Source organism: Arthrobacter sp. D3-16 (assembly GCF_054408515.1).
Genome location: NZ_CP096437.1, coordinates 769,569 through 795,386 on the forward strand (window position 1 = coordinate 769,569; position 25,818 = coordinate 795,386).

The following is a 25,818-nucleotide window of genomic DNA, read 5'->3' on the forward strand; positions in this document are numbered from 1 at the left end:
TGATAGTTTTGACCCATGCGCACTCTCGTTGTGGACCACCCGCTGGTCGCCCATAAGCTCACCGTCCTGCGGGACAAGAACACCCCGTCCCCGGTCTTCCGGCAGCTGACGGAGGAGCTGGTGACCCTTCTCGCCTACGAGGCCACCCGCGAGGTCCGCACCGAACCCGTCACCATCGAAACGCCGGTCAGCACCACTGTGGGTACGGCGTTCACCAAGCCCACTCCGCTGGTGGTTCCTATCCTCCGCGCCGGCTTGGGCATGCTTGAGGGCATGACCAAACTCGTCCCCACCGCTGAGGTGGGGTTCCTGGGGATGGCCCGGGACGAGGAAACCCTGGACATCATCACCTACGCCGAGCGCCTCCCCGAAAACCTCACGGACCGGCAGATTTTCGTCCTTGATCCCATGCTCGCAACCGGCGGGACCCTGCGGGAAGCCATCAAATTCCTCTTCAAGCGCGGTGCTTCAGACGTGACCTGCATCTGCCTCTTGGCTGCCCCGGAAGGTTTGGCCAAGCTGGAAGAGGAACTCTCCGGCGCCAACGTGACCATTGTCCTGGCCTCGATCGACGAAAAGCTCAACGAGAAGTCGTACATTGTGCCCGGACTGGGGGACGCGGGGGACCGCCTCTACGGCATCGCGGGGTAGTCCTCAAGCCTTTTCCATTCAGCTTCCCGCCGTTAGCCTGTGCGGATGGACTGGAAACTCGAACTTGTGTACGTCCCTGTGTCCGACGTGGACCGCGCCAAGGATTTCTACGTGAACAAGGTGGGCTTCAACGCCGACTTTGATGAGCGGCCAACGGACTCCATCCGCTTCGTCCAGCTGACGCCTCCAGGCTCCGCCTGCTCAATATGCATCGGCGACGGGCTCACCGACGCACCTCCCGGCACCGGCTCCAACCTTCAACTGGTGGTCAGCGACATAGAGGCCGCACACCGGCACCTCAAAAGCAACGGGGTGGACGTCAGCGATGTGGACGTGCAGGACTGGGGCCACTTTGTGTACTTCGCCGATCCCGACGGCAACAGGTGGGCTGTCCAGTACATCCCCGGCCGCAACACCTGATGCCGTCGGGCCGGGCGGTTATTTCTTTCCGGCCTTGAGGTCCTCCACCACTTTGGCGATTCGTCGCGACCGGGTCTCCGGAGTTTTGGCTTCGCCCAGCGGCTCCACGTACCGCCGCTGGGCGCTGTTGCTCAGGGTCACGTAGAACTCTTGCGCCGCGGGCTCCGCAGCCATTGCCGCCGCAAGATCCTCGGGAACCTCCACAACCCGGGGCTGCGTATCCAGTTCCAGCTCCACGTCAACGGTGTCTCCCGCCACGACGCCAACAAACTCCCTGTTGGCTGCGCTCAGTGAAATAAGGTTTTGGCCACCCATCACTGCGATGCTGCTGCGATAGCTTTTGCCGTGGATGGTTACTACCACCGGCGGCCGCTTACCGGCTCCCAGCTCCGTAACAACATGCTCGGGCACTACGATGCCGGTTTTGTTGCCGCTGCCCTGGACGGTGGTGGTGAACCTCATGGATCACAGTATGCAGGGCGGCCCGGTCCTACAAAAGGTCCGGGCCCTGCAAGCCCCCGGTGTCCCGGTACTTTTTAGTACCAGTTATTCGACAGGTGGAAGTTCAGTGCACCACACGGAGACTGGTAACGCTCCTGGATGTAGTTCAGGCCCCAGTTGATCTGCGTGCGGTAATTGGTGAGGTAATCGGCACCGGCGCTGGCCATCTTCTCCGCCGGCAGGGACTGGACAATGCCGTAGGCGCCACTGCTTGGGTTGGTGGCCGTGGTGGTCCAGTCCGACTCCTTGGTCCACAGCGTCTTCAGGCACTGCATCTGGTCAGGAGCCCACCCGTAGTTCGCCAGCTGGCCGGCAGCGTAAGCCTGGGCACCGGCGGGATCGTTGACCGCGACGACGGGTGCAGGCTCCGGCGCGGGAGCGGGTGCCGGCTCGGGAGCAGGTGCCGGAGCCGGCTCAGGAGCGGGTGCGGGTGCCGGTGCGGGCTCAGGAGCGGGAGCCGGTGCGGGCTCGGCAGCGGGAGCCGGTGCGGGCTCGGCAGCCTGCGGGGCTACAGCCATCTCCGGGGTGGCGGCCTCAGGCGCGGGATTGGAGGTAATCTCGCTCTTCTCGATGCTAAGGTTCGACTGCGCCTGGGCGGCCTGCGTCTCGGTGGCCGCTACGCGGATGCTGGTTTCGGTGGCCTGTCCAGCGGCTCCTACTCCAACGAGGAGTGCGCAGGATGCGGCCACCACAGCCGCACGCTTGCCGAAGGAAGGAATTTTGCCGTTTTCTGTTCCGGCATGCGGTGCAGAACCGTTTTTTGGGCGCGGTTTTACCAGGGTTTTGAACATGATGGATCGCCTCTCACACCTGCGGAGTTAGCTGTCGGGTTCGGATGAGGGCATCCGGCCACACGGAAAGATCACGTGCTGGCTTAACCCCAAGGGCAATTAGTGCCCGGGACGGTGGGTCCCCCGCCTCTGCCTTTGTTCAAGGGAAATCCGGGAAGTGGCAGAGCTTGGCGTCATCCGGATATGCGGCTCGTATGCGAACCTCACCCAATCGACGGTACAGGAATGGAGCGCGCAAGTCACATTTTGGTAACAGAGATCACGATGACGGCGCGTCGCCTTGCTGCAAGATCACCGGATGGGAAGTTCCGAGGCGAACCCTGTCCGTCCTGGGTGTGATATCACCGTTACTCTTCCCCCTGCGCCGGCGAAGCGCGAAAACACATGGTCTACGAACTCCGCCGCGACGCCGCCGTCGTCCGTTGCCGTTACCAAGGGCAGCACTCTTGGCGGTCCTTTCCACTCCAGTAACAACCACCAGCCGCGTGAGGTTCACCTTGCTGAGCTTCAGCGGCTGGCCCTCATCGAGCCGACTCCGTTCCCGGATTGGAGTTCGACGGCGGCACCCGGACCGCAAGTGCCCCAGGGAAGAGGCATTTTCGTGCCCACATGCTGGCGCCGCTGGACAAGGGGATGCAGAAACGAGGGCAATTCCGGCATTCCCGGTACGCCTGAAGAAAAGACGGAGGGAGTAGGTTCCGGCGAATTAAGTTCAGCCCGTATAGCTTTTCCGACCCGGGAGCGGGAAAATGATCAGCAATCTGACCATTATCCAGAATCGTGATCTGCGCCACATCAAGCGCTTTTGTCTCAGAATGCGGACTGATTCGTCCATTGTTACTTGCAAGTTCGCATTGTTACGCTGCACACTTCCATTGTGAACAAGAACTCAACAGCACCTGCAGCCGCAGACTACTGGCCCAGCACATCCGCTGCTGCCGACATGCGCTGTTGTCGAATGTACGCCTGAACTTCCCACCCCATGAAGTTCGTCGGCATACGCCCCCCAGCCCAGCGTCGGGCGTCCCTCCCCAGTTTTATTGCGCAGTGCGGGGAACCCAGCATTCGAGCCGCGATGGCGGCCATTCACATTGAGGTAAGCACTACATGTCAGTTGCATCCGGATACGTCCACATTTCTGTCCGTAACGCCGCCAAGGGTGGCCAGCCGTCGGGCCTCCGCCCCGGTTTCGGACCACGAACGTCGCTCGCTCCCGCCACGTCCGGAAGCAGCTTTCCCGGCTCGGGTTATGGCCCCCAGGGCTACAACCCCAACTCCTACGGCCAGCTGCGCGCCGTCCCGCCGGCCGAGTCCGCGCCTGTCACTGCTCCCACTCCCGTAGTCGCCGGGCCCAACCCCGTCCGCCCGGTGGCCAATGACAACGTCGCCCGTGGATTTGTCCTCTACATGGGGATCGACGAGGAAACCGCCGCCGCGGCAGGTACCTCCATCGCCAAGTTGGCCCAGGAAATCCGCGCCTACGCCCAGTCCTTGGTAACGGGAGCCGAAAGCTACGCCGCTGTTGCCGTTGCCCCCGCCGGTACGCCGGGCTCAGCGCTCGACGTCGTCCGCTCCACTTTCGGTGACCCCACGGTCAACACCCGCCAGCGCACCGAAACCCCGCGGCCGCAGCAGCCCCAGGAGCCGCGCCCCTCCGGCGTCCTGATCGACCTCGCACGCCGCGAAGTGCACCTCGACGGTGAATCCCTGAACCTGACCTTCAAAGAGTTCGAACTCCTTAACTACCTCGTGGAGAACGGCACCCGCACCGTGGGCCGCGACGAGCTGCTCGAGGGCCTGTGGCGCAACGCCGAAGAAGTGCCCAACGAGCGCACCATCGACGTCCACATCCGCCGTCTCCGTTCCAAGCTCGGCCGCCTCGCCAACACCGTCCGCACCGTCCGCGGCCAGGGCTACCGGTTCTACGAGCACCCCGAGGTCGTTGTCTGGGCCGCTCCGGAATACTCGATCTAGCATCCCGGAGGCTCGCAGGAGGCATGTGGCCGTGCCTTAGGCTTGGGCGATGAGCCAGCACCATCTTCGACGCCTTGTGATCATGCGGCACGCCAAAGCCGATTGGCCTGGCGGCGTGGCTGACCACGAGCGGCCGCTGGAGGAACGGGGCCACCGGGAGGCGCCCCTTGCCGGGCGTTGGCTGCTCAAGCACAACATCGTGCCTGACTTCATCCTGTGCTCCAGCGCCCTGCGGACCCGCCAGACCTGCACCTGGGTTTGTTCTGAACTCGGGGACAAGGCACCCACGCCCAAGCTCGAAGACGGCCTCTACGCTTCCTCCGCGCTGCGCATGCTTGCCGTGGTCAACCACGTACCTGATACCGTCACAACGCTGATGCTGATTGCGCACCTGCCAGGGGTACAGGACCTTGCCATGCACCTCGCCTCGCGCGATTCCGATCACGATGCCTACATGGACGCCGCAACGAGGTACCCCACCAATGCGCTCACCGTCCTCGAGACGGAAAAGTCCTGGGCAGAGCTTGACGGACAGGACGCACGGATCACCAAGTTCAAGGTGCCCCGGGCCCATTAGCGCAAGCTATTTCCTTGGCGCGCTGCGGCCCTGAGGTTGCTTCGCGGAACTATGTTTTGTGGCACTCTGCCTTGCGGCGCCCTGCCTCGCCGCGCCTTGTCTCTGGGGAGCCTGGCGCGCGGACGACGTCGGCTGCCGCACTGCAGCCCGCGGGCCCGACGGGGTGCGCGGCTGCCCAGCGCTGGACTGCCGTGCCGGTGTCCTCCTCGCGGCATTGCTGCTGCCGTGGGCAGCGGTGCGGACGCCTGCAGCCCGGGCTGCGCCGGATTGTTGTGCAGTGCGCCGGCGTCCCGGCCATATAGCGCCGGTGAACAGTGCTGCCAGGGCGGCCAGGGCGGAGAATGCGGCTAAGAAAAAGTAGTTGTCCGGGTCCGAAGTGGGCAACGGGGTGCCGAACAGCGACGACTCGTCCGTGAAAGCGAGCTCCCACGTGCTCAGGAAGGCCAGCGTTCCCGCCACGGCGAGACTCGTGGACAGGCCGGCAATGGCCAGCATGACGAAGCGTCGGCGTCGCAGGACCTCGATGAGGCAGGCCAGGCAGGCCAGGCCGAGGACGCTGAGGAAAGCCATGAACACGGGCTCCGCCAGCGTCATGCCTGTCAGGACCAGCAGGCCGGCAGCGACGATGCCGGTGATGACCGCGAATTTTCCGCTGTTCCCCATGTGACGCATGTCCACCATCATCCCTGAGGAGGGGGCTGCTGTATTACGTAGCCGCGCATGATGGCCATGATTGCTGCAACGCTTTGATCACGGGTGCGCTCCGGGTTATAGGTCTGACGGTCAAGCCCCACCACAAAGCACGCGCCAAAGATGGCTGTTTCCAGGCTGCCCCGTGCAACGGAAGGATCCACAGGGTAGACCTTGGTAACGTTTTCCACCGCTTCACTTATGACCGCCAGGAGCTCGCCCCGCAGGAGCGTAAAGGTCCCCTGCCATTCGCTGGGCGTGCGCCAGTTTTCGCTAACCCACAGCCGGGCGAAGGACGGGTAGTCGGCCATGAAGTCCATGGCCTGGCCAATCATGGCTTCCATTGCCAGCAAGGGATCCTGGCGGGCCCGGCCGCCCGGCGCCTTCAGCAGGCGGGCCTTGAGGATATCGACGCCATGGCGCAACAGCTGCGCAATGAGGTCCGACTTGCTGCCGAAGTTGTAGTAAACCGTCCCCTTGGAGACGCCTGCAGCAGCTGCAATCTCGTCAACGGTCACACCCGCCACCCCACGCTCACCGATCAGGTCCATGGAGGCGTCAAAAAGCTTTTGGCGTGTTGCAGTGGTCCGGGCAGGGCGGAGTTTTTTAGCCGGTTCAAGCCGCGGATCCGGGGCGCTCATACTGCGATCCCCGGTTTCAGCGTCTTGAGCGTCCAGTATTTGCCCTTGCGCACGGCCAGGGTGGACAGGACCAGTCCCAGCGCTGTGTACCCCGCGAGTCCCAGCACGGTGGGGACGATCATCGAAAGGCCGGCCCCGTAAATCAGGTGCCTCATCCCTGCCACCACATAACCCATGGGCAGGATTTCGTGCACCATGTGAAGGGGCTGTGGCGTGGTCTGCCAGGGGAAGGTTCCACCGGAGGACACCAGCTGCAGGACCAGCAGGATCAGGACCACAAGTTTTCCGGGGGAGCCCAGCAACGCCACGATTCCCTGGATGAGGGCACTGAACGCCATTGCCGCTGCCAGCATAAATAGCCACATCAGGACGGGGTGGGCGGCGTCCAGGCCCAGTGCCAGGTTGACCACCAGGGTGAGGAGGGTAGCCTGCGCCACCGAGACGGTGAGGAAAGGCAGCCACCCTCCAACGGCGATTTTCCAGGAGCGGGCGTTGGATGCCAGTGCCCTCTGGGTGAGGGGCCGCATTGCCTGGATCAGCATAAAGATGCCGATCCACAAAGCGAGCGTGAGGAAAAACGGAGCCAGCCCGGCGCCGTAGGACCCGGCCTTGGCCTGTGAAACGTTGCTGACTGCTACCGGATCTGCGATAACCCGCGACAGGTTGCTCTTCTGCGCATCGTCCGGATGTGGAACCTGCCCCGCGCCGCTGCCGATCTCACTGGCCAAGGTCCGGGAACCCTCTGCGGCCGAACTTGCGCCTTCCTCGAGCTGCACTGCGCCGGCGTCGAGCTGGCGGGCTCCGTCGGCGAGGGTAGCGGCACCATCCACGGCTGACTGCTCTCCGGTGGCAAGCGCCGCCGCACCGGTATGCAGCTGGTCGGCACCTCCGGAGGCCTGGGTGATCGCTTCTTTCAATGCGGGGGTGCCGGCAGCCAGTTGTGCCGCACCTACGCGGACGGCCTCGGCGCCGTCCGCGAGCTGTTGGATCTGCGCCGCGTCGGTCTGGATCTTGGTTTTGGCAGCAGCCACCGGGTTGGAGGCAGCCACGGAGTCGAAGTCGGCCAAGATGCTTTCTGCCTGGGCCTGGGTAAGGACCCCGGAAGCAATCAGCCTGTTGTTCGACTCCACCACCCGCATGCGAAGTCCCTGGTCAGCAGCCTCCAGCTGGGCGGCAACGTCCTGGACCTTGGTGTTGAGCTGCGCGTTTCCGGCAGCCACCTGCGCGGCACCCGCTGCCAGTGTCCGGGAGTTGCCGGGCAAGGTTGCTGTCTTGTCCTTTAGGACGGAGAGCCCACTGCTCAACTGGCCAGCGCCGTCGGTCAGCTGGTTCGCGCCGTCCCGCAGCTTGACCTGGCCGCCGTAAAGCTGGTCGGCTCCGCTGCTCAGCCCGGCGGTCCCGTCCCGAAGGGCCACACTCCCGTCCCGGAGGGTGGCAGCGCCGTCAGCAAGACGGCCGGCGCCTTCGGCTGCCTTAACCATCTGCGTGTGGATGGTGCCGAAGCCGGTGAGTAACTGGTTGGCGGTTTCTTCTCCGACATCGGCAGCAACGGCGTTGTGTACAGAGGTGGTCAGTTTGTCCACGATGGTGCTCAACAGATAGTTGTTGGCATCGTTCGTGGTGACGTTGAGCATGGCTTGGCTGGCGGAATCGAAGCTGCCGGGGGATACCAGGTGGGCGGAAAAGTCCTGCGGTATCTTCAGGGCGAAAGCGTACTTGCCGCTGGCGACGCCCTCGTCCGCCTCGTCTCCGCCGGCCACCGGGATCCAGTGAAAGACCTTGCCCTCCACCAGGCTGTCCGCTACTTCCCTGCCAGCCTGGAGTTCGGAGCCGTCGCCGGCGGTTGCACCGGCGTCCTCAACCACCAGTGCGGCGTCAATCTGGTCCAGGTTGCCGTGCGGGTCCCAGTTGGCGTAAAGGTATACGGCGCCGTACAGCAGCGGGACCATGGTCAGCGCGAGGATGGTCAGCTTCGGGAGCAGCCCGCCCGTCATCCGCTTGAGTTCAGAGCGGGCCAGCCGCAGTACTGTCACGTCGCATCCTCGGTTTCGAGTTCGAATTCGTGGGCATCCGCGGGGTGTTCCGGTCCGCCTTCCTCGGTTTCTTGTCCGCGGGGCACCGCGTTGCCGATCGCGACGATGGGCCCGGACCACGACGGCGGACGGGCCGCTACGGTCGCTACGACAGTCAGCGGCCGCCCGGCGTCGAACGCGAGCTGCTCCAGGCGCGGCAGCCAGTTGCCGGCGTCGGCACTGTGCCGGTCCGGTGAGTCGACCACCAGCAAGTCCGTGTGCGGGCTGGCCAACGCGAGCGCCGTCAGGAGTTCCAGCCGGCGGGAAGGATCCAGCTGCTCAGTCCACAGGCCGGCGATGTCCTCAAAGCGGTTCACCTTGAGCCAGGGACTGCTGAGCAGCGCGCCCCGGTAGCGGCGGGGGATCAGTGCCAGGTCCTCCGTCACGAGGTCGCGCACGCTCAGGTGCGGTTCAGGCTCATTGACGCCCGGGGCATCAACCAGGGAGCTGGCCGTGCGGAGCGCCTTGATATTGCGGCTGCCATCCCAGCTGACGGAGCCCGCGTTGGCTTTCATCCGGCCGCTGAGCACCAGGGCCAGTGCGGTCCGCTGATCCTGCTGGTCCCCGCAGGCCAGTACCAGCTCCCCGCGGCGTGCCTGGAGGGAGGTGGCCGGGAGCAGGGGGTCCCGGCGACCGTGGACATGGAGCTGCTGAGCCAGAAGCAAGGGTGCCTTTCACGGGGGTGCAGGTAACCCAGACTATTCAAACTGACCAGTCAGTTCAAGTAGGCGCTCCTCATAGCCCGTACTTCTCCAGGAGACGCAGCCAGACTTCGCTGATGGTGGGGTAGGAGGGAACTGCATGCCAGAGACGGTCCAGCGGCACTTCGCCCACTACAGCGATGGTGGCCGCGTGCAGGAGTTCCGCCACGTCGGGACCGGCGAACGTGGCTCCGAGGAGAACCCCGCGGTCCTCATCAATTACCAGTTGGGCCCACCCCTCGTAGTTTTCCGAGTGCAGGGAAGATCCGGCCACCTGGATGGGAAGTTCCACCGAAGAAGCGTTGTAGCCGTCCTTCTGTGCAGTGTCCAGGGTGCGGCCCACGGCGGCCACTTCCGGGTCGGTGAAGACAACGCTGGGTACCGCATGTTCGTTGGCAGTCTGCGCGAAGCGGCTCCAAGCACTGGCAGCGCCTGTGAGTTCCCCCTTGGCCCGGGCCGCGATGGCGTCGCCGGTAGCGCGGGCCTCGTACTTTCCCTGGTGCGTAAAAAGGTTCTTCCCGGCCGCGTCACCTACTGCATAAAGCCAAGGTTCCCCGCCGGGGGCCCCTTCCACCAACCCCGAATTGTCCGTTCGAAGGGTAAAGTTCCCCGCTTCGTCCGGCTCAAACCCTACGCTCTCCAGACCCAGGCCTTCCAGGGCGGGGTGCCGCCCTGTGGCCACCAGGACCTTTTCGGCAGTCACGCTGGAACCATCAGCGAGTTGCAGGCCCAGCGTGCCGTCGTCGTTCTCGCTGATGCTTTCCGTGGTGGTGTTGAGCCGGATTTCCACACCATCGGCACGCAACCCGGCCGCAACAAGTTTCGCCGCCTCTGCCGGGAAGGTCCGAAGCAGCCCGCTGCGCGCCACGAGCGTCACACTTGTACCCAGCCGGGCGTAGGCCTGGGCCAGCTCCGTCCCGGCAACGCCACCACCCAGTACTGCCAGCCGTCGCGGGACTTCCTTGGCCGAGGTTGCCTCCCGGGTTCCCCAAACCTCTACGTCCTGGAGCCCCTCGATGGGGGGAGTGTTAGGTGTTGAACCCGTGGCCAGCACCACTGCATGGCGCGCCTGAAGCTGATAGGAGTTGCCGTCGAGCCCCGCGACTTCCACGGACTTCGGCGCAGTCAGCCATGCGTGGCCACGGATCAGTTCGATGCCCGTGTCCTCCACCCACCTGACCTGCCCGTCATCCTGCCAGTTGGACGTCATGTAGTCCCGGCGTTTGAGGACGGCCGCGGCATCAAGGGTCCGCGTCACCGCTTCCTTGGCTCCCGGTGTTGTCTGGGCTCCGTGGAGGGCTGTGCCGGGGCGAAGCAGGGCTTTTGACGGCATGCATGCCCAGTAGGAGCATTCTCCGCCCACCAGTTCAGCTTCCACCAGCACGGCCGTGAGGCCGCCCTGCACCACCCTGTCAGCCACGTTTTCCCCTACGGCGCCGGCGCCGATCACTACAACATCAAACTCACGCGAAATCGCCTCGGGCATCATGGGGAAAGCCTACGCCCGGGATCCGGGCCTGCCGCTGGAGGGAGAAGGGTGGCGTCCGCCATGGCGCGTAACTTTTGTGGGGCAAAGCAAAAGGTCCGCACCGGCGAACCGGTGCGGACCTTGTCTGTGCGCCCAAAGGGATTCGAACCCCTGACCTTCTGTTCCGTAGACAGACGCTCTATCCAGCTGAGCTATGGGCGCATCTTGTGTCCCGGGAGAAGAACCGCTCTCCCTGAACCTCGAATTACTTTACGCGAGGGTTGGCCACGATGCCAAATCGGACAGCGTGTAATCTCCGCGACTAGACCGGTATAGGTGACCTTCGTCACTTAATTCAGCAATTCTGGCCCCGTGTTCCTTGAATTCCCGCGGAAACCCCTTTTTGCAGGCCCAAATGCTCAGCATACGTCCCAAAAACCGCGGTGGTCCGGACCATAGCATTTAGCACACACCGATGAACCCGAGGAAGGGAACCGAAATGGGCGATCTGGCGCAAAAGCCGCTGCTTGAGAATGCACCCACCACACATGCCGGTCTGCTGGCATGGGTCGAAGAGGTTGCTGAGCTTACGCAGCCGGACCGGATCTACTGGGTTGACGGCAGCGAAGAGGAGAACACCCGTCTTACCGACGAACTGGTCGCGGCCGGAACACTCACGCGCCTGAACCAGGACCTCTTCCCCAACTCCTTCGCCGCTTTCTCCGATCCCGCCGACGTGGCACGTGTCGAGGAGCAGACCTTCATTTGCTCCGAAAAGGAGCATGACGCCGGTTTCACGAACAACTGGATGGCGCCGGCAGAGATGAAGGACAAGCTTCGCGGCCTGTTCGCCGGATCCATGCGCGGCCGGACCATGTACGTCATTCCGTTCGTTATGGGCCACCTCGACGCCGAGGACCCCAAGTTCGGCGTTGAGATCACGGACAGCGCCTACGTTGTCGCTTCCATGCGCATCATGGCCCGGATCGGTACCGATGTGCTGAACCGCATCACTGAAACCAACGCGTTCTACGTCCCTGCACTGCACTCGCTGGGAGCCCCGCTGGAGGCCGGCCAGGCAGACGTCCCCTGGCCCTGCAACCCGGACAAGTGGATTGTCCACTTCCCGGAAGAGCGCTCCATCTGGTCCTTCGGTTCGGGTTACGGCGGCAACGCCCTGCTGGGCAAGAAGTGCTACGCCCTGCGCATCGCCTCCGTTATGGCCCGCGACGAGGGTTGGCTGGCCGAGCACATGCTCATCCTCAAGCTCACCTCGCCTGAGCAGAAGACGTACTACGTCTCCGCTGCCTTCCCGTCCGCCTGCGGCAAGACCAACCTTGCCCTGCTGGATCCCACCATCAAGGGTTGGAAGGTTGAAACCCTCGGCGACGACATCACCTGGATGCGGTTCGGCAAGGAAGGCGAACTGCGCGCCGTCAACCCGGAAGCAGGCCTCTTCGGCGTAGCCCCGGGCACGGGCTGGGGCACCAACCCCAATGCCATGCGGGCCATCGCCAAGGGCAACAGCATCTTCACCAACGTGGCGCTGACCGACGACGGCGGCGTCTGGTGGGAGGGCATGACTGAGGAAGTCCCGGATCACCTGACCGATTGGCAGGGCAACTCCTGGACGCCGGACTCCGGCAAGCCTGCCGCGCACCCCAACTCGCGCTTCTGCACGCCAATCGACCAGATCGACATGCTCGCCGAGGAGTACCACAGCCCCAACGGTGTTGAGCTTTCCGCCATCCTGTTCGGTGGCCGGCGCAAGACCACCATCCCCCTGGTCACTGAGGCGCGCAGCTGGTCGAACGGCATCTTTATGGGCGCGACCCTGTCCTCCGAAACCACTGCTGCCGCTGCAGGCGCTGTGGGCGTGGTGCGCCGCGACCCCATGGCCATGTTGCCCTTCATCGGCTACGACGCAGGTGACTACCTGAACCACTGGGTCAACCTTTCGGCGAAGGCCAATCCCGAGCGGTTGCCCAAGATCTTCCTGGTCAACTGGTTCCGCCGTAACTCCGAGGGCGGCTTCGCCTGGCCCGGCTTCGGCGATAACGCCCGTGTCCTCAAGTGGGCCATCGAGCGCCTGGAGGGTAAGGCGGATGCCGTTGAGACCCCGATCGGCTTCGTGCCCACCGGTGATTCGATCGATCTCGAAGGCCTGGACATGACCCCCGCCCAGGTGGAGGAAGCAGTCAAGGTGGACCCGACGGAGTGGGCGGCGGAACTGGCCTCCATCGAGGAATGGTTCGCCAACTTCGGCGGCTCGCTCCCCGATGCACTGCAGTCGGAGCTCACCAGCCTGAAGTCCCGGCTGGGCTGAACCCCTTAGGAACAACTGCGCCTGAAGTGCGACGGCGGCCCCGCACCTTTCCAACGAAAGGTGCGGGGCCGCCGTCGTTCCCCACCGGCCCCTAGCCTCGCAAGCTCGGCCAGGGAACCCTGCCGGCGTGGGCCCACACAGGGGCCTCCGCCGCCGAGGGTTCCCTGGCTGAGCGGAGCGAAGCCAGGGAGGCGTGGGGTTCTAGCTGGCCAGCCAGATGTCCGGACCGAAGACTTCGTAGTGGATCCGGGTGGCCGGGATGCCGGCGTTGATTGCTTCGTTGCGGATGTTCTTCATGAAGGGCAGTGGGCCGCAGAGGTAGAGGGAGGCATCGGACGGAAGGTCCACTTCGCGCAGGGACATAAAGCCTTCCCTGGCTCCCGGCTCCGGCCGTTCCAGCCACAGCTGCAGCTCGCCACCCTGCAGGCGCTCGACGTCGTCCGTCATCTGGCTGCGCAGGGCCCAGCTTTCCAGGCTGCTTTCAGCGTGCAGCACCAGCACCTGCCGTTCGGATCCGGACTCCGCCAGGGAGCGCAGTATTGACGCGGTGGGCGTGCAGCCGATGCCGGCGGACGCCAGCACCACCGGACCGTCGCCGTCCTTGAGGGTGATCTCGCCATAGGGGTTGGAGATTTCCAGAATGTCGCCCACCTGTACGTTGTGGTGCAGGACGGGGGAGACCTCACCGCCGTCGTCCAGTTTGGTAGTGAAGCTGCGGGTGGTGCCTGCCCCGCCCGACAGGGAGTACTGGCGCACCTGGCGAAGGCCTTCCGGCAGGACCACCTTGACGCTGATGTACTGGCCGGGAAGCGCCTGCGTCACGGGCGTTTCGTCGGCGGGCTCCAGCGTGAAAGTCATTGATCCGGCCCCGGCGGGAGTTTTCGCAGAAACCCGCCATGGCATCCACATCATGCCGTTGGCCTGCCCTGCGTACAGCGCCTTCTCGAGTTTGATCAACGCGTCCGCCATGAGCCAGTACACCTCTGTCCAGGCTTCCGCGATTTCGGGTGTGATGACGTCTGCCAGGTTTTCGGCGATGGCCGCGAACAGGTGCTCGTAGACCACCTGGTACTGCGGTTCTGTGATGCCGAGGGAGGCGTGCCGGTGCGCAATGCGCGAAAGGACAGTTTCGGGGAGGGTGCCCGGATTGGTGACGAGGTGCGTGGCGAAGGCCGCGATGCTGCCTGCCAGGGCCTGCTGCTGGTTGCCGGAGCGCTGGTTGGAGCGGCTGAACAGGCCGTCCAGGAGTTCGGGGTGCGCGGCGAACAGCCGCTGGTAGAACCTGGGCGTGATTTCGCCGATGCGCGAACCCACGAGCGGCAGCGTGGCTTCGATAACAGGGCGGGATTTGTCCGAGAGCATAGGAACTCCTGAGGTAGGGACCGGGGCCTTCGTCCGGCCTTTTTGAATACCCGCATTAGAAATGCTTGTATTCATATCCCAAGTTCTACACGCTGTAGAACTTGGGATCAAATCATGCGGTGCAATGGCTCGGCCATCCCGTAACGGTGGGGAGGAAGGTTCAGGCCGTGGGCTAAAGGCCCGGCCGAAGCCCGATCATTTCGAAGACCGGGGCCATCTGCCGGGACGCAGGAAGATCGGCGATCACCACGTCGTCAAGCTCCCGGTAGAACGCCTCGCGCGCCCGCGACAGGGCAGCGCGGAGCTTGCACTCGTTGATGAGGGGGCAGTTACCGCTGGGGGCAACGCACTCCGCAGCGTCCGTTCGGGTGTCGAGTTGCCGAAGTATTTGACCGACGGTGGCGATCCGGCCCGCGTGGCTTAGCCGGGAACCACCCGTCCGGCCGCGCTCCACCTCGATGAACCCGAGGTTGCGCAGTTTGGCCATCGCCTTGCTGACATGGTTGTAGGGCGTTCCCACGGTATCGGCAATGTTTTGCGTAGTCAGCAGTGTCCCGCCCGGGGCAGCTGCAAGCACCATGAGGGCCCGCAGGCTCACGTCCGCAAAAGCATTGATTTTCATGGGGCGGGCCCGGTCTAGTCCACCCAGATGGCGGGCTCGCTGGCGTCAGCCGCAAGCTCGCCGAACTCCCACGTCCGGGTGGTGGGGTCGGCGGAGTACGGCAAAACGGCGGCGAACACCGGGCCTTCGCGGTGCTCGGTGGCCACGTGGATGGCGTCCGAGTCCTCCTCCACCAGCAGAATGTCGCAAACCACCGCCGCGGCCCGGAAGTCCTCGCGGTTCTGGCGCAGCAGCGCAGTGAGGTCGCTGATCATGGCATCGGCGTCAAAGTCGCCGCCGGAGCCTTCCTGGGCATCTGCCGGGGAAACGGCAACCAGCCGGACCTCGCCGTCGTTCTGCACGGTCAGGGCGAATGGCAGGAAGCCGCCGTTGCGCTGAAGCTGCTCCTGCGCGGCGCTGATGCCTGTCCCCAGGAGGTTCTCAAGGTCGGTGGCCGTGCTCTCCGGCACGGACTCCCGCCAGGACGCCTGCCCGCCGGTACCTGCTCCGGAGTCCATCCCGCTGTCCTCAGCCATGCGCTGCTATGCCCGGACGATCGACAGGACGCGGTCCCGGATCCGCTCCATGGTGGGGCGGTCCGTGGCCTCGGCGTTCAGCCGGAGGAACGGCTCGGTGTTGGACGGGCGCAGGTTAAACCAGTAGCTGCCGTCGTTGGCCGTGAACGTGCTGCCGTCCATCTGGTCGATGGTGAGGTCTTCGTCCGCGAAGGCGAGGCGCACCCGCTCAACGGCTGCTGCCTTGTCCTCGACTTCTGAGTTGATTTCGCCGGAGGAGACGTAGGGCTCGTACTCGCGGCCCAGTTCCGACAGCGGCCCGTCCTGCTCGCCCAGGGCGGCCAGGACATGCATTGCCGCCAGCATGCCGGTGTCCGCGTTCCAGAAGTCACGGAAGTAGAAGTGGGCGGAGTGTTCCCCGCCGAACACGGCCCCTTCCTTCGCCATGACTGCCTTGATGAAGGAATGGCCAACGCGCGTGCGGACAGCTCGGCCGCCGTCGTGCTCCACGAGTTCGGCCACGGCACGTGAGGTGAGGAGGTTGTGGATGATGGTGGGCGTGGTTTCGCCCTGCGCCTTGGCGCGGGCGATCTCGCGGCGGGCCACCATCCCGGTAATGGCCGACGGCGAGACCGGCTCGCCCTTCTCGTCGATGACGAAGCAGCGGTCAGCGTCGCCGTCGAAGGCCAGGCCGATGTCCGCCCCGTGCTGGAGCACCGCCGCCTGAAGGTCGCGGAGGTTTTCCGGCTCAAGCGGGTTGGCGGGGTGGTTGGGGAAGGAACCGTCCAGCTCGAAGTACAGGGGAACGATGTCCAGGGGCAGCTGGGGGAGCAGGGCGTCGCCCAGGACTGCCGGGGTGGTGAGGCCGGCCATGCCGTTGCCTGCGTCCACTACGACCTTCAGGGGGCGTGAACCGGAGAGGTCCACCAGCTTGCGAAGGTACTCGGAGTAGTCCTTCAGTACGTCGCGGACACTGATCTGGCCGCGCTTTTCCGCCGCCGGGATGGAGCCGGCGTTCAGGTACTGCTCGGCCAGGGCCTGGATGTCCTTGAGGCCCGATTCGGAGGAGATGGGCACGGCGCCGGCCTTGGACATTTTGATGCCGTTGTACCCGGCAGGGTTGTGGCTGGCGGTGAAGGTGGCGCCGGCACGGTTCAGGCGGCCGCAGGCAAAGTAAAGCTCGTCAGTGGAGATCAGGTCCAGGAGCTCGACGTCGGCTCCGCGGGCGGTTGCGCCGCTGGCAAAGGCCTTGCTGAACTCGGGGGAGGAGGGGCGCATGTCGCCGCCCACCAGGATGGTCTGGCCCTGGAGCTGCAGGATATCCACGAACGCGGCCCCCACGGCTTCGACGATTTCGGCCGTAATCGATTCGCCCACAATGCCGCGCACGTCGTAGGCCTTGAAGGATGCCGAAAGGTCAAAAGTCGTTGTCTGTTCGCTAGTCACGGGCTTTATCTTACGTGGACGGCGGCAGCGGCTGTGGAGGACGGGTTGGCAAGCGCCCTATGTGACGGTGGGTCAACGACGGTGTGTTTTGTATCTCCGCCGTATCCACATGGGGGCTGCGTTAGGTGCCGGGTGTCGGGGGCGGCTGGGATACTGAATCAATGGTCGATAACCAGCACGCCACAGCAATCGCAGACCCAGTCGCCGGCCCTGCCGCCGATTCCGCAACCCACCGCCAGGCCTTGGAGGTGCTGCGCGAGCTTGTGGGACATCCAGGGGCAGCCTTCCATGAGGGGCAGTTTGAAGCCATCGAAGCGCTGGTCGACGGCGGCAGGCGGGCTTTGGTGGTCCAGCGCACCGGCTGGGGAAAATCGGCCGTCTATTTTGTGGCCTCCCTGCTGTTGCGGCGCCGCGGCGCCGGGCCCACGCTCATTGTTTCGCCGCTGCTTGCCCTGATGCGGGACCAGGTGGCTGCCGCTGCCCGGGCCGGCGTCCGTGCCGTCGCCATCAACTCCGCAAACCAGCTGGAATGGGACACCGTCCGCGAGCAGCTTGCCGCGGACCAGGTGGATGTGCTGCTGGTCTCCCCGGAGCGGCTCACCAACCCGGCCTTCCGGGAAACCCAGCTGCCGGAGCTGATCCGGCGGACCGGACTGCTGGTCATTGACGAGGCCCACTGCATCTCCGACTGGGGCCACGACTTCCGCCCCGACTACCGGCGGATCGCGGACCTGATCACCCAACTGCCGGACACGGTTCCGGTGCTGGCCACTACTGCCACCGCAAACTCCCGGGTGGTCCACGACATCGAGGAGCAGCTTGGGGACGGAGTCCTCACCATCCGCGGTTCCTTGGGGCGTGACTCCCTGCGGATGGGCGTCCTGTCCCTTCCGGATTCGAAGCAGCGCCTTGGCTGGCTTCTGACGCATCTGGCCGATCTGCCAGGAAGCGGCATCATCTATACCTTGACTGTCTCGGCCGCAGAAGACACCGCGCGGCTCCTCGCCGAAGCCGGGCATGACGTGCTCGCCTATACCGGCCGTACCGATCCGGCCGACAGGGAGCGCGCCGAGCAGCTGTTGAAGGACAACCAGGTCAAGGCGCTGGTGGCCACGTCGGCCCTGGGCATGGGCTTCGACAAACCCGACCTGGGCTTTGTGGTCCACCTCGGGGCGCCGTCTTCGCCGGTGGCCTACTACCAGCAGGTGGGCCGTGCCGGCCGCGGCGCTGCCAATGCCGATGTGCTGTTGCTTCCCGGCTCGGAGGACCGGGACATTTGGCAATACTTTGCCACTGCGTCCATGCCCTCCGAAGAGAAAGCAGCGGCCGTCCTCACTGCCTTGGCAGAAGCCGGCACTGCACTCTCCACGGTGGCGCTGGAAGCACGGGTTGATCTCCGCCGCACTCCACTGGAACTGCTGCTTAAAGTCCTGTCCGTTGACGGCGCAGTGGAGCGGGTGGGAGGCGGATGGCGGGCCACGGGCCAGCCGTGGATTTACGACGCCGAGCGGTACCAGCGGATCGCTGAGGCGCGCGTGGACGAGCAGGACTCGATGGTGATCTACCAGGACACCGCCGGATGCCGGATGGAGTACATCACCTCCGTCCTCGACGATGAGACTGCCCACCCTTGCGGCCGGTGCGACAACTGTGCGGGGCGTTGGTTCCCGGCGGACATAGCAGAGACCGCTACGGAGGCCGCCGGCCAGACCCTCAGCCGGGCAGGCGGGGTCCTGGAAGCCAGGCTTCAGTGGCCCAGCGGCATGGACCGGCTTGGCGTGCCGGTGAAGGGGAAGCTCAAGCCGGCAGAAGGTCTCGCCGAGGGGCGTGTCCTGGCCAGGCTGACCGACCTTGGCTGGGGTGGGGCCCTGCGCGGTCTGTTTGCCGCCGGCGCTGAAGACCGGCCCGTGGATCCGGCCATGTTGCAGGCCTGCGTGCAGGTCCTGCGGGAGTGGGGTTCCGGTGATGCCCGCAACCCTGGGTGGAGCGGAGTCGGGCGGCCCGCCGCGATAGTGAGTATTCCCTCCCGGAGCAAGCCCGAACTGGTGGGCTCCCTGGCCAGGGGAATCTCCGAAATCGGACGCATTCCCTACCTTGGCGGGCTGCAGCCCGCGCATGGCGGTCCCACCGGAGGCCGCGGCGGCAACAGCGCCTACCGCCTGGCCGGTGTCTGGGACCGGTTGGTGGTGGGTCCCGAGCTCGAAGCTGCGCTGGCCGCTGTGCAGGGGCAACCGGTGATGCTTATTGATGATCTGGCGGACAGCCGATGGACGCTGACGGTTGCCGGTCGGGCACTGAGGCAGGCCGGGGCGGGAGCTGTCCTTCCGCTGGTCCTTGCCCAGGCGGGGTGAGACCAGGCGGGGTGAGACCAGGCGGGGTGAGACCAGGCAGGGTGTAGCGAGCAGGGTGAGCCACATGGCAGGCCAGACCACGCAGGCCGGCAGGCCGCTAAGCCAGGCCAGCGGGCTTCTGGAAAAGGGCCCCACAGGCTGCCAGGGCCGGTTCAGCCCGGCTCGACCCGCTGGGCTTTGCCCTGGCTGACTTCCGCACCGGCGTGACGCGGCAGCAGCAGGCTGTCCGCCGTGCTGGCCAGCATCAGCACTGCCAAGGCGAGGAAAGCGCCGCGGAAGGGACCGGCGGCGTCTTCAGGAAATGCGCCCAGGCCGTCGAACAGCCGGATCAGTAGTGCCCCCACAGCGATGCCGGCGGCAGCAGCCAGCTGGACCAAGGTGGCAGAGACCGTGTTCGCCGAGGTGAGCTGTGCCGGCGCAATGTCCGCGTACTGAACCGACGCGTAGGCCGAGAAACCGATCGAGCGGAAGGCTCCGCTGCATACCAGCAGGGCGAAGGTCAGGGGCTCCGGGGTCTCTGCCGTGAGCAGGGCGCACAGCGCGAAAGTGGCTGCTGAGGCAACCGACGCAAAGACGAGCATCGCCTTGAAGCCGAACCGCCGGATCAGGGGAGTCGTAGCCGGTTTGATGCCGATGTTGCCAATGAACACAGCCGCCACCATGGCGCCGGCGTGCAGCGGCGTCCAGCCGAACCCGGCCTGGAACATCAGGGGCAGCAGGAAAGGGGCCGAACTGATGGTCAGCCGGTAGGCAAAACCGCCGGTGGCCATGGCGCGGAATGCCCGGGTGCTAAAGACCCCGAGGTCAAAGAGTGGATTGCGGGCCCGCCGCATCCAGAGCACGGCGCAGGCGGTAACCACCGCACCTGCTCCTGCACTCAGGGCTGCCCAGGGAGCCGGATGGGTACTCGCCAGTTCGAGGCCCACCACCAACGCCCCCACGCCGAACATGGTGAGGAACAGCCCCGGCCAATCCAGCCGGCGCTGTCTATCGCCTGCCGCCCCCGGGACCAGCCGGAGTGCCGCCAGGAATGCAGCTGCACCCAGCGGAAGATTGATCAGGAAGATCCAGTGCCAGGACAGGTACGTCGTGAGGGCCCCGCCCACCAACGGGGCGAGGACCGGAGCCAGGAGCCCGGGCCACACGAGGAACGCCGTAGCGCGGAGCAGTTCAGCCTTGGGCGTTCCGCGAAGCACCAGGAGGGTTCCCACAGGAACCATCATCGCGCCACCAAAGCCCTGGGCGATCCTGCTGACGGTGAGAGAAGTAAGGTCCTGGCTCAGCGAACAGGCCAGGGACGCAATGGTGAAAAGCGCGATCGCAAGGCAAAAGATGCGCCGGGCTCCAAACCGCTCAGCGAGCCAGCCGCTCAGCGGGATCCCCATGGCAACCGTCAGCAGGTACGCCGTCATCGTGATGCTCACATCGGCGGCGGGAACCCGGAAGGCGTCAGCGATATTGGGGATGGCCGTGGTGAGGACGGTACCGTCCAGGAATTCCATAAAGAAGGTGGCGGCCACCAGCAGTGCCAGGCGGGGACTCCAGGCCTGCGTGCTGCCTGGCCTCTCATCCACGGGGTCGCTTGCTGCCATCCGTTCATCATTCCACCGCTGCTGCAACCTCGGTGGACATGTCCGTACCCCGGACGGGGGGGCAGCCCAAGTACAGGCACCACCATTGGGGGTACGCAAAAGGCCCCGGTCCTGGACCGGGGCCAAACGCGGAGACGGGGGGATTTGAACCCCCGGTGGAGTTGTGCCCCACACTTCATTAGCAGTGAAGCCCATTCGGCCGCTCTGGCACGTCTCCAATTGCTATTCCTAGCCCACCAAGGATACGCAGAACGTGGCACGCAGTGCAAAACGGCCCGCCTTGCCCATCAAAGTGCCCCCGGGGATCACCCGCCGGCTACAAACGCGGGGCCTGCCCGGGCCGCACTAACCTGATCTCGCGCAGGTTTTCCCAGTCCGGGATCACGTCTGTCCCGCCGTCGGGGGCGAACCCGAAGTGCCGGTAGAAGCCAATCGCACGCCCGTTATCAGCAGCAACCCAAAGGCTTGCTGCGGTGCCGCCCAGCGCTGCCTCCAGCAGGCGGCGCCCCAACCCCAGCCCCTGGTGCGATGCCAGCAGGTACAGTCCCCACAATTCCAGGTCCCCCGAAGACGGCGGCCCTGATGTATGCCGGGAGTCTCCGGAAGGCGCACGCCGGATACCCGCGAACCCCACGATCAGGGCGTCGTCGCACGCCACCCAGGCTTCCGCAGGCTCCGCCCCGTCCAGGAGGTGGTGCCACAGCGGCAGCCGGTTGGCGGGCACCTGTGACGCCAGGAAACGCTCAGACAGCATGCCGCGGTAGGTCTCCTGCCAGCAGCGGACGTGTACCTCCGCCAGCCGCTCCACGTCAGCCGGTACCGCCCGCCGCACGGCCAGGGACACCGCTACACCATCCCGCCTGCCAGCGCCTTCCAAAGAAAGTGCTGGCTTCGGGCCTGCAGCGCAGCAGCCTGCCGGTTGTCGGAGGCTCCCGCATGGCCGCCCTCCAGTGCCTCGTGGAACCAGACGTTCGGGATGCCCATGGCCAGCATCCGGGCAGCCATCTTGCGGGCCTGCACAGGACCTACGCGGTCATCTGACGTGGCGGTCCAGATAAACGTCTCCGGGTATTCCACCCCGTCCTTGAGCAGGTGGTAGGGAGAAAACGTTTTGATGTATTCCCATTGCTCCGGGACGTCCGGGTCACCGTACTCCGCGATCCACGAATGGCCCGCGGACAGCTTGGTGTAGCGGCGCATATCCAGCAGCGGCACGCCGCAGGATACCGCTCCGAACAGTTCCGGGTATTGCGTCAACATGTTGCCCACCAGGAGTCCGCCGTTGGAGCCGCCGACGCACCCCAGCCGCTCCGGTGAGGTGACGCCGCGGGAAATCAGGTGCCGCGCCACGGCCGCGAAGTCCTGGTAGGCCTTGTGCCGGTTCTCCTGCAGGGCCGCCCGGTGCCAACCCGGGCCGTATTCTCCGCCGCCCCGGATGTTGGCTACCACATACACACCGCCCCTGGAGTGGGATGCTTCCCCGTTGGCGCCGGTGGAAGTGAAAGTCCGGCGTTCCAGCCAGGCCCTGCCCACGGTGCCGCTGTAGGCAGGAGTGCGGGATACTTCAAAGCCGCCATAGCCGGAAAGCTGGGTGGGATTCTGCCCGTCCAGCGGGAGGTCGCGCGAGGCGACCTGGAAGTAGGGAACCCGGGTTCCGTCGTCGGAAACGGCGAAGTGCTGCTGCACTTCATAGCTTTCATCGGCAAAGAACGACGGCGAGGTTTTGACTGTCGCGTGCCGGCTCACCACCCCGGGGGTCCTAGTTGCGGCGCGCTCCAACCTGCCCCGCATGAGCGTGCTGGGGGTGGTGAAGCCGGTGGCGACGAGCCAGAAATCGTCGCCGGCGCCGCCGTCGTCTTCATCGTCCACCGCGTAGGCGTTGACGTCGTGCAGCGGGGGGCATGCGTCCAGGGGAGTGGACTCCCAGGCTTCGTTGGCGACGTCCGTTGGCTGCGACGGATTGAGGACGCGAATCTCGGAGGATACGTCCTTCAGCAGGTTGAGCAGCAGGAAGCTCCGGGTCCAGCTCCAGGACTGCAGCGAGGTGTTGGCATCCGGGGTGAAGAGCACGGCGATGTCGCGCGCACCGGCCAGGTATTCCTCAAACCGGGCGGCAAGGAGCGATCCTGCAGGATAGGTTGATCCGTTCACCACCCAGTCCTGCTGGGGACGGAACAGCAGCCATTCGCGGTGTGCGCTGACGTTGACGTCGGTCGGGACGTCGATGGCCAGCCAGGAACCGTCGCGCAGGACGGAATTGCTCCTGTTGTAGAAGTCGATGTAGTCAACCGCGAAGGTCCTTTCGAACCCGGGTGTGGAGTCGTGCGCCACCACTGCCATCATGTGGTTCTCCGGCACCTCGAACAGGCGGGGCGCTTCAGCGAGGGAGGTGCCGCGCTTGAGGGTGACAGCTGTCCGGGCGTAGGAGGACGCCGTCCGTGGAAGTTCCTCAGCCGTGGAGGCAACCAGCAGTGTGTCTGCATCCAGCCACGACACGTTCCCCTTCGCCGTCGGCAGGTCAAAGCCACCCGTCGTGGGGTCCACGAACGTGCGTGACTCCACGTCGAATTCCCGGTACCGGTTGGCGTCACCGCCATCAGGGGAAAGCGCCAGCAGCGCCAGGCGGTACGGCTCACCGGCGGCCGGGCGGAGGAAGGTTGCCCCGTGGAAGACCCATTCTTCGCCCTCGGCGGCGGACAGGGCATCGACGTCCAGCAGGACATCCCACTCCGGCGTATCCGTGCAGTAGCTGTCCCAGGTGGTGCGGCGCCACAGTCCCCTGGGGTTCTGCTGGTCCTTCCAGAAGTTGTAGTACCAGTCGCCGCGCTTGCCCACCATCGCGATCCTGTCCGTGGAATCCAGCACCTCAAGGATCCTGCCCTCGAGTTCCACGTAGTCGGCGTCCTCCAGCAGGTCCTCAGTGCGCGAATTTTGTTCCTTCACCCAGGCCAGCTGCTGTTCGCCGTAGATCTCCTCGAGCCAGACATTCTCGTCAGTGGGCTCGGGCGCGATGCCTGAGGGGGTGGTGCCGGTGGTATCGCCGGAACCGGAGGCGGGCGCTGGATCAGCTGCAGTGGTGGTCATGCGCCCATCCAAACAACATCCGCGGACGGCTGGCAAGTCAAGCGTCCAGCGCATACTTCGTTTTCAGCCCGTACTCTGGATGCCGTGGAAAAAACGCAGAGCATCCGGACCGCCATTGTCGGGGCCGGTCCCCGGGGCACCAGTGTCCTGGAACGCCTGCTTGCCCGCACGGCCGCGCTGGCCGTGGCCGGAGCCGGACCGGTGCGGCTCCATATCGACGTCGTCGACCCTTACCCGGCAGGTCCCGGGCACGTGTGGCAGCCGGGGCAGTCCCGGCTGTTCCTGATGAACACGCAGTCCTTCTATCCCACGCTTATTCCGCAGGACCCTGCCCTGGCGCCGCCGGTCGCCGGCACCACCTTTGACCAGTGGCGGGCCCGGCAGCAGAAGGACCCGTCACCGTGCCTGAACGAAGAAGAACTCGCTGAATTGTCAGTCCTGACCTCCAGCGATTTCCCCAGCCGCGCACTGTACGGCCGGTACCTCCGCAGCACCGTGGAGGACCTGACGCAGAACGCGCCCGACGGCGTGACCATCGACTTCCACGAAACCTCCGCGGTGTCGGTGCGCCCTTCCGCTGACGGAACGTTCGACGTCGGCCTGGCCACCGGAGCCACGATCCGCACCGGATCCGTGGTGCTGGCACTGGGCCACATCCCGTCCCGGTTGAATCCTGAACAACGGGAGCTGCAGTCCTCGGCGGAGCAGTTGGGCCTGCGGTATTTCCCTCCCGCGGTGCCGGCGGACGTGGACTGGTCCCAGGTTCCGCCCGGGGAGCCTGTCCTGGTCCGGGGCATGGGCTTGAACTTCTTCGACACCATGGGCCAGCTGACCGAGGCCCGCGGCGGCAAATTCATCAGCAACGGGTCCGTGCTCCGTTATGAGCCGTCGGGTCAGGAACCCCACATCATTGCTGCCTCCCGCAGGGGAACCCCCTACCGCGCCAAGGCTGCGCTGAGCGGCTACTACCCGGCATCCGTGACCCTGCGCTACTTCACCGAGGCTGCGCTGCAACGTTTCGACAAGGCCGGTATCCGCCCTGCCTTCGACCATGACTTCTGGCCCCTCCTGCACCGTGATGCTCTCTGGGCCTACTACTCCACCCTGGTGCGCTCGCAGCCGAATGCCGTGCCTGATTCGGCTGCCTTCCTCGATGCCCTGGACGAGGCCCTCCACCCGCACGCGCACAGTGCCGCGAACTGGGAGGACAGCGTGGAGAGCGTCCTCGCTGTCCACGTGGGGCCCCGGCACCGGCTGGACCTTCCGGGGCTCGCTGCGCCGCTGGCCGGACGGTCCTTTGCGTCCCGCGCTGAACTCGACGCCGCGGTTGTTGAGTATCTGCTGGACGATGCGCGCCGCTCCGCGCTTGGAGAAGATGATCCGGTGAAGATGGCCATCGGTGCCCTGCACCATGGCCGGGCGGTGCTGAAGACAGCAGTAGCCGACGGCGGCATCACCGATGAATCCTGGGTTGCGGGCCTGCGTGGCTGGTTCGAGTCGTTTGTGGAAGGACTGGCCAGCGGGCCTCCTGCGCTGCGGGCCGAACAGCTCGCGGCGCTGGCGAGGGCAGGAGTGGTCAGTTTCGTGGGGCCCGACCCCAAATTCGGGGTGGACCGCCGGAAGGGTGTTTTCACTGCCTTCTCGCCGTGGGTGGACGATGCGCCGGTGGCTGCACGGACCATGGTGGAGGCGCTGGCGCCCGGGAACAGGGTCTCCGCAAACGATTCACCGGTTTTGGAGCAACTGCTGGCCGACGGCCTGGTGCGGCCGCGCCTCATGATGTCGGTGGAAGGCGCGCCAGTGCAGTCCACCGGCCTGGATGTCGAGCCGCACCCTTACCGCCCGCTGGCAGCGAACGGTTCCGTGACGGAAGGTCTCTACGTGCTCGGACTGCAGCTCTCCTCCACGCAATGGGGCACAGCCATCGCGGCCGAAGCCGTCCAGTCCGGAGGCCCGAACTACCGCAGCGGCCAGCGCACCCTGCGCGACGCCGATGAAATCGCCGGCGCCATCCTGGCGCGCCAGCAGCCCACACGCTCTCTCACTTAACGCGTT

The 25,818-nt window shown here is 65.4% G+C and carries 21 protein-coding genes, 2 tRNA genes and 1 riboswitch; of the genes, 7 read left to right on the forward strand and 16 right to left on the reverse strand.

Annotated features, from left to right (window positions below):
• Positions 1 to 15: 15 nt before the first annotated feature.
• Positions 16 to 651 carry a uracil phosphoribosyltransferase gene (gene upp / locus M1D32_RS03755; protein WP_079598319.1) on the forward strand — a complete coding sequence of 212 codons (636 nt, stop codon included), beginning with the start codon at positions 16 to 18 and terminating at the stop codon, positions 649 to 651.
• Positions 652 to 696: 45 nt separating this feature from the next.
• On the forward strand, positions 697 to 1,071 hold the full coding sequence (locus M1D32_RS03760) for a glyoxalase superfamily protein (protein ID WP_458781008.1): 375 nt from the start codon (positions 697 to 699) through the stop codon (positions 1,069 to 1,071).
• 18 nt (positions 1,072 to 1,089) lie between these two features.
• Here the strand turns inward: M1D32_RS03760 and M1D32_RS03765 are convergent, their stop codons facing one another.
• Both M1D32_RS03765 and M1D32_RS03770 read right to left on the reverse strand, forming a co-directional pair.
• Positions 1,090 to 1,533 carry a YdeI/OmpD-associated family protein gene (locus M1D32_RS03765; RefSeq protein ID WP_458781009.1) on the reverse strand — a complete coding sequence of 148 codons (444 nt, stop codon included), beginning with the start codon at positions 1,531 to 1,533 and terminating at the stop codon, positions 1,090 to 1,092.
• A 74-nt stretch (positions 1,534 to 1,607) separates the two neighbouring features.
• Positions 1,608 to 2,363, reverse strand: coding sequence for an aggregation-promoting factor C-terminal-like domain-containing protein (locus tag M1D32_RS03770; RefSeq protein WP_458781010.1), 756 nt, complete (start codon positions 2,361 to 2,363; stop codon positions 1,608 to 1,610).
• A 5-nt stretch (positions 2,364 to 2,368) separates the two neighbouring features.
• Positions 2,369 to 2,529: riboswitch (cyclic di-AMP (ydaO/yuaA leader) on the reverse strand.
• Positions 2,530 to 3,470: 941 nt separating this feature from the next.
• Between M1D32_RS03770 and M1D32_RS03775 the strand changes: the two genes are divergently transcribed.
• Together M1D32_RS03775 and M1D32_RS03780 are read left to right on the forward strand one after the other, a co-directional pair.
• A complete protein-coding gene (locus M1D32_RS03775) occupies positions 3,471 to 4,337 on the forward strand; it encodes a winged helix-turn-helix domain-containing protein (RefSeq protein ID WP_458781011.1) in 867 nt (288 codons plus the stop codon).
• Positions 4,338 to 4,386: 49 nt separating this feature from the next.
• Positions 4,387 to 4,914 (forward strand): SixA phosphatase family protein, encoded by a 528-nt coding sequence (locus M1D32_RS03780; protein ID WP_458781012.1) that lies wholly within the window; start codon positions 4,387 to 4,389, stop codon positions 4,912 to 4,914.
• A gap of 6 nt (positions 4,915 to 4,920) precedes the next feature.
• On the opposite strand, the gene M1D32_RS03785 is transcribed toward M1D32_RS03780, so the two are convergent.
• The 6 genes from M1D32_RS03785 to M1D32_RS03810 form a co-directional block, all read right to left on the reverse strand.
• Entirely contained in the window at positions 4,921 to 5,577 is a 657-nt protein-coding gene (locus M1D32_RS03785) for a hypothetical protein (RefSeq protein WP_458781013.1), read from the reverse strand.
• Positions 5,578 to 5,594: 17 nt separating this feature from the next.
• A complete protein-coding gene (locus M1D32_RS03790) occupies positions 5,595 to 6,245 on the reverse strand; it encodes a TetR/AcrR family transcriptional regulator (protein ID WP_458781014.1) in 651 nt (216 codons plus the stop codon).
• Positions 6,242 to 8,278 (reverse strand): YhgE/Pip family protein, encoded by a 2,037-nt coding sequence (locus tag M1D32_RS03795; protein WP_458781015.1) that lies wholly within the window; start codon positions 8,276 to 8,278, stop codon positions 6,242 to 6,244. Before M1D32_RS03795 ends, M1D32_RS03790 begins: the two co-directional genes overlap by 4 nt.
• Entirely contained in the window at positions 8,275 to 8,982 is a 708-nt protein-coding gene (locus M1D32_RS03800) for an ABC transporter ATP-binding protein (protein ID WP_458781016.1), read from the reverse strand. The genes M1D32_RS03795 and M1D32_RS03800 overlap by 4 nt, the downstream gene beginning before the upstream one ends.
• A 70-nt stretch (positions 8,983 to 9,052) precedes the next feature.
• Positions 9,053 to 10,507 (reverse strand): dihydrolipoyl dehydrogenase family protein, encoded by a 1,455-nt coding sequence (locus M1D32_RS03805; RefSeq protein WP_458781017.1) that lies wholly within the window; start codon positions 10,505 to 10,507, stop codon positions 9,053 to 9,055.
• A 127-nt stretch (positions 10,508 to 10,634) separates the two neighbouring features.
• Positions 10,635 to 10,708, reverse strand: a tRNA-Arg gene (locus M1D32_RS03810).
• A 277-nt stretch (positions 10,709 to 10,985) separates the two neighbouring features.
• Between M1D32_RS03810 and M1D32_RS03815 the strand changes: the two genes are divergently transcribed.
• Positions 10,986 to 12,812: a phosphoenolpyruvate carboxykinase (GTP) gene (locus tag M1D32_RS03815; protein ID WP_458781018.1), complete on the forward strand. Its 1,827-nt coding sequence runs from the start codon at positions 10,986 to 10,988 to the stop codon at positions 12,810 to 12,812.
• Positions 12,813 to 13,013: 201 nt separating this feature from the next.
• Here the strand turns inward: M1D32_RS03815 and M1D32_RS03820 are convergent, their stop codons facing one another.
• The 4 genes from M1D32_RS03820 to M1D32_RS03835 all read right to left on the reverse strand — a co-directional run bounded on the left by M1D32_RS03820 (position 13,014) and on the right by M1D32_RS03835 (position 16,736).
• Positions 13,014 to 14,174 (reverse strand): globin domain-containing protein, encoded by a 1,161-nt coding sequence (locus tag M1D32_RS03820; RefSeq protein WP_458781019.1) that lies wholly within the window; start codon positions 14,172 to 14,174, stop codon positions 13,014 to 13,016.
• 172 nt (positions 14,175 to 14,346) lie between these two features.
• Positions 14,347 to 14,796 carry an RrF2 family transcriptional regulator gene (locus M1D32_RS03825; protein WP_458781020.1) on the reverse strand — a complete coding sequence of 150 codons (450 nt, stop codon included), beginning with the start codon at positions 14,794 to 14,796 and terminating at the stop codon, positions 14,347 to 14,349.
• Between the two features lie 14 nt (positions 14,797 to 14,810).
• Positions 14,811 to 15,293, reverse strand: coding sequence for a hypothetical protein (locus tag M1D32_RS03830; protein ID WP_458781021.1), 483 nt, complete (start codon positions 15,291 to 15,293; stop codon positions 14,811 to 14,813).
• A gap of 24 nt (positions 15,294 to 15,317) precedes the next feature.
• On the reverse strand, positions 15,318 to 16,736 hold the full coding sequence (locus M1D32_RS03835) for a phosphomannomutase/phosphoglucomutase (RefSeq protein ID WP_458781022.1): 1,419 nt from the start codon (positions 16,734 to 16,736) through the stop codon (positions 15,318 to 15,320).
• A gap of 161 nt (positions 16,737 to 16,897) precedes the next feature.
• Here M1D32_RS03835 and M1D32_RS03840 point away from each other — a divergent pair, with 161 nt between their 5' ends.
• Positions 16,898 to 19,087, forward strand: coding sequence for a RecQ family ATP-dependent DNA helicase (locus M1D32_RS03840; protein ID WP_458781023.1), 2,190 nt, complete (start codon positions 16,898 to 16,900; stop codon positions 19,085 to 19,087).
• A 152-nt stretch (positions 19,088 to 19,239) separates the two neighbouring features.
• On the opposite strand, the gene M1D32_RS03845 is transcribed toward M1D32_RS03840, so the two are convergent.
• The 4 genes from M1D32_RS03845 to M1D32_RS03860 form a co-directional block, all read right to left on the reverse strand.
• Complete coding sequence (locus tag M1D32_RS03845) at positions 19,240 to 20,679, reverse strand: MFS transporter (protein WP_458781024.1); 1,440 nt, start codon at positions 20,677 to 20,679, stop codon at positions 19,240 to 19,242.
• A 129-nt stretch (positions 20,680 to 20,808) separates the two neighbouring features.
• Positions 20,809 to 20,896, reverse strand: a tRNA-Ser gene (locus M1D32_RS03850).
• 99 nt (positions 20,897 to 20,995) lie between these two features.
• Entirely contained in the window at positions 20,996 to 21,523 is a 528-nt protein-coding gene (locus M1D32_RS03855; protein WP_458781025.1) for an N-acetyltransferase family protein, read from the reverse strand.
• A gap of 2 nt (positions 21,524 to 21,525) precedes the next feature.
• Positions 21,526 to 23,763: a prolyl oligopeptidase family serine peptidase gene (locus M1D32_RS03860; RefSeq protein WP_458781026.1), complete on the reverse strand. Its 2,238-nt coding sequence runs from the start codon at positions 23,761 to 23,763 to the stop codon at positions 21,526 to 21,528.
• Between the two features lie 84 nt (positions 23,764 to 23,847).
• Between M1D32_RS03860 and M1D32_RS03865 the strand changes: the two genes are divergently transcribed.
• Positions 23,848 to 25,812 (forward strand): FAD/NAD(P)-binding protein, encoded by a 1,965-nt coding sequence (locus M1D32_RS03865; protein ID WP_458781027.1) that lies wholly within the window; start codon positions 23,848 to 23,850, stop codon positions 25,810 to 25,812.
• Positions 25,813 to 25,818: the final 6 nt, after the last annotated feature.

Bases quoted from the DNA above. Each gene is read 5' to 3' on its own strand.
- M1D32_RS03805 (WP_458781017.1), bottom strand. From the start codon at position 10,507: ATGATGCCCGAGGCGATTTCGCGTGAGTTTGATGTTGTAGTGATCGGC.
- M1D32_RS03840 (WP_458781023.1), top strand. From the start codon at position 16,898: ATGGTCGATAACCAGCACGCCACAGCAATCGCAGACCCAGTCGCCGGC.
- M1D32_RS03815 (WP_458781018.1), top strand. From the start codon at position 10,986: ATGGGCGATCTGGCGCAAAAGCCGCTGCTTGAGAATGCACCCACCACA.
- M1D32_RS03760 (WP_458781008.1), top strand. From the start codon at position 697: ATGGACTGGAAACTCGAACTTGTGTACGTCCCTGTGTCCGACGTGGAC.
- M1D32_RS03845 (WP_458781024.1), bottom strand. From the start codon at position 20,679: ATGGCAGCAAGCGACCCCGTGGATGAGAGGCCAGGCAGCACGCAGGCC.
- M1D32_RS03770 (WP_458781010.1), bottom strand. From the start codon at position 2,363: ATGTTCAAAACCCTGGTAAAACCGCGCCCAAAAAACGGTTCTGCACCG.
- M1D32_RS03860 (WP_458781026.1), bottom strand. From the start codon at position 23,763: ATGACCACCACTGCAGCTGATCCAGCGCCCGCCTCCGGTTCCGGCGAT.
- M1D32_RS03775 (WP_458781011.1), top strand. From the start codon at position 3,471: ATGTCAGTTGCATCCGGATACGTCCACATTTCTGTCCGTAACGCCGCC.
- M1D32_RS03780 (WP_458781012.1), top strand. From the start codon at position 4,387: ATGAGCCAGCACCATCTTCGACGCCTTGTGATCATGCGGCACGCCAAA.
- M1D32_RS03830 (WP_458781021.1), bottom strand. From the start codon at position 15,293: ATGGACTCCGGAGCAGGTACCGGCGGGCAGGCGTCCTGGCGGGAGTCC.
- M1D32_RS03765 (WP_458781009.1), bottom strand. From the start codon at position 1,533: ATGAGGTTCACCACCACCGTCCAGGGCAGCGGCAACAAAACCGGCATC.
- M1D32_RS03790 (WP_458781014.1), bottom strand. From the start codon at position 6,245: ATGAGCGCCCCGGATCCGCGGCTTGAACCGGCTAAAAAACTCCGCCCT.
- M1D32_RS03825 (WP_458781020.1), bottom strand. From the start codon at position 14,796: ATGAAAATCAATGCTTTTGCGGACGTGAGCCTGCGGGCCCTCATGGTG.
- M1D32_RS03785 (WP_458781013.1), bottom strand. From the start codon at position 5,577: ATGGGGAACAGCGGAAAATTCGCGGTCATCACCGGCATCGTCGCTGCC.
- upp (WP_079598319.1), top strand. From the start codon at position 16: ATGCGCACTCTCGTTGTGGACCACCCGCTGGTCGCCCATAAGCTCACC.
- M1D32_RS03820 (WP_458781019.1), bottom strand. From the start codon at position 14,174: ATGCTCTCGGACAAATCCCGCCCTGTTATCGAAGCCACGCTGCCGCTC.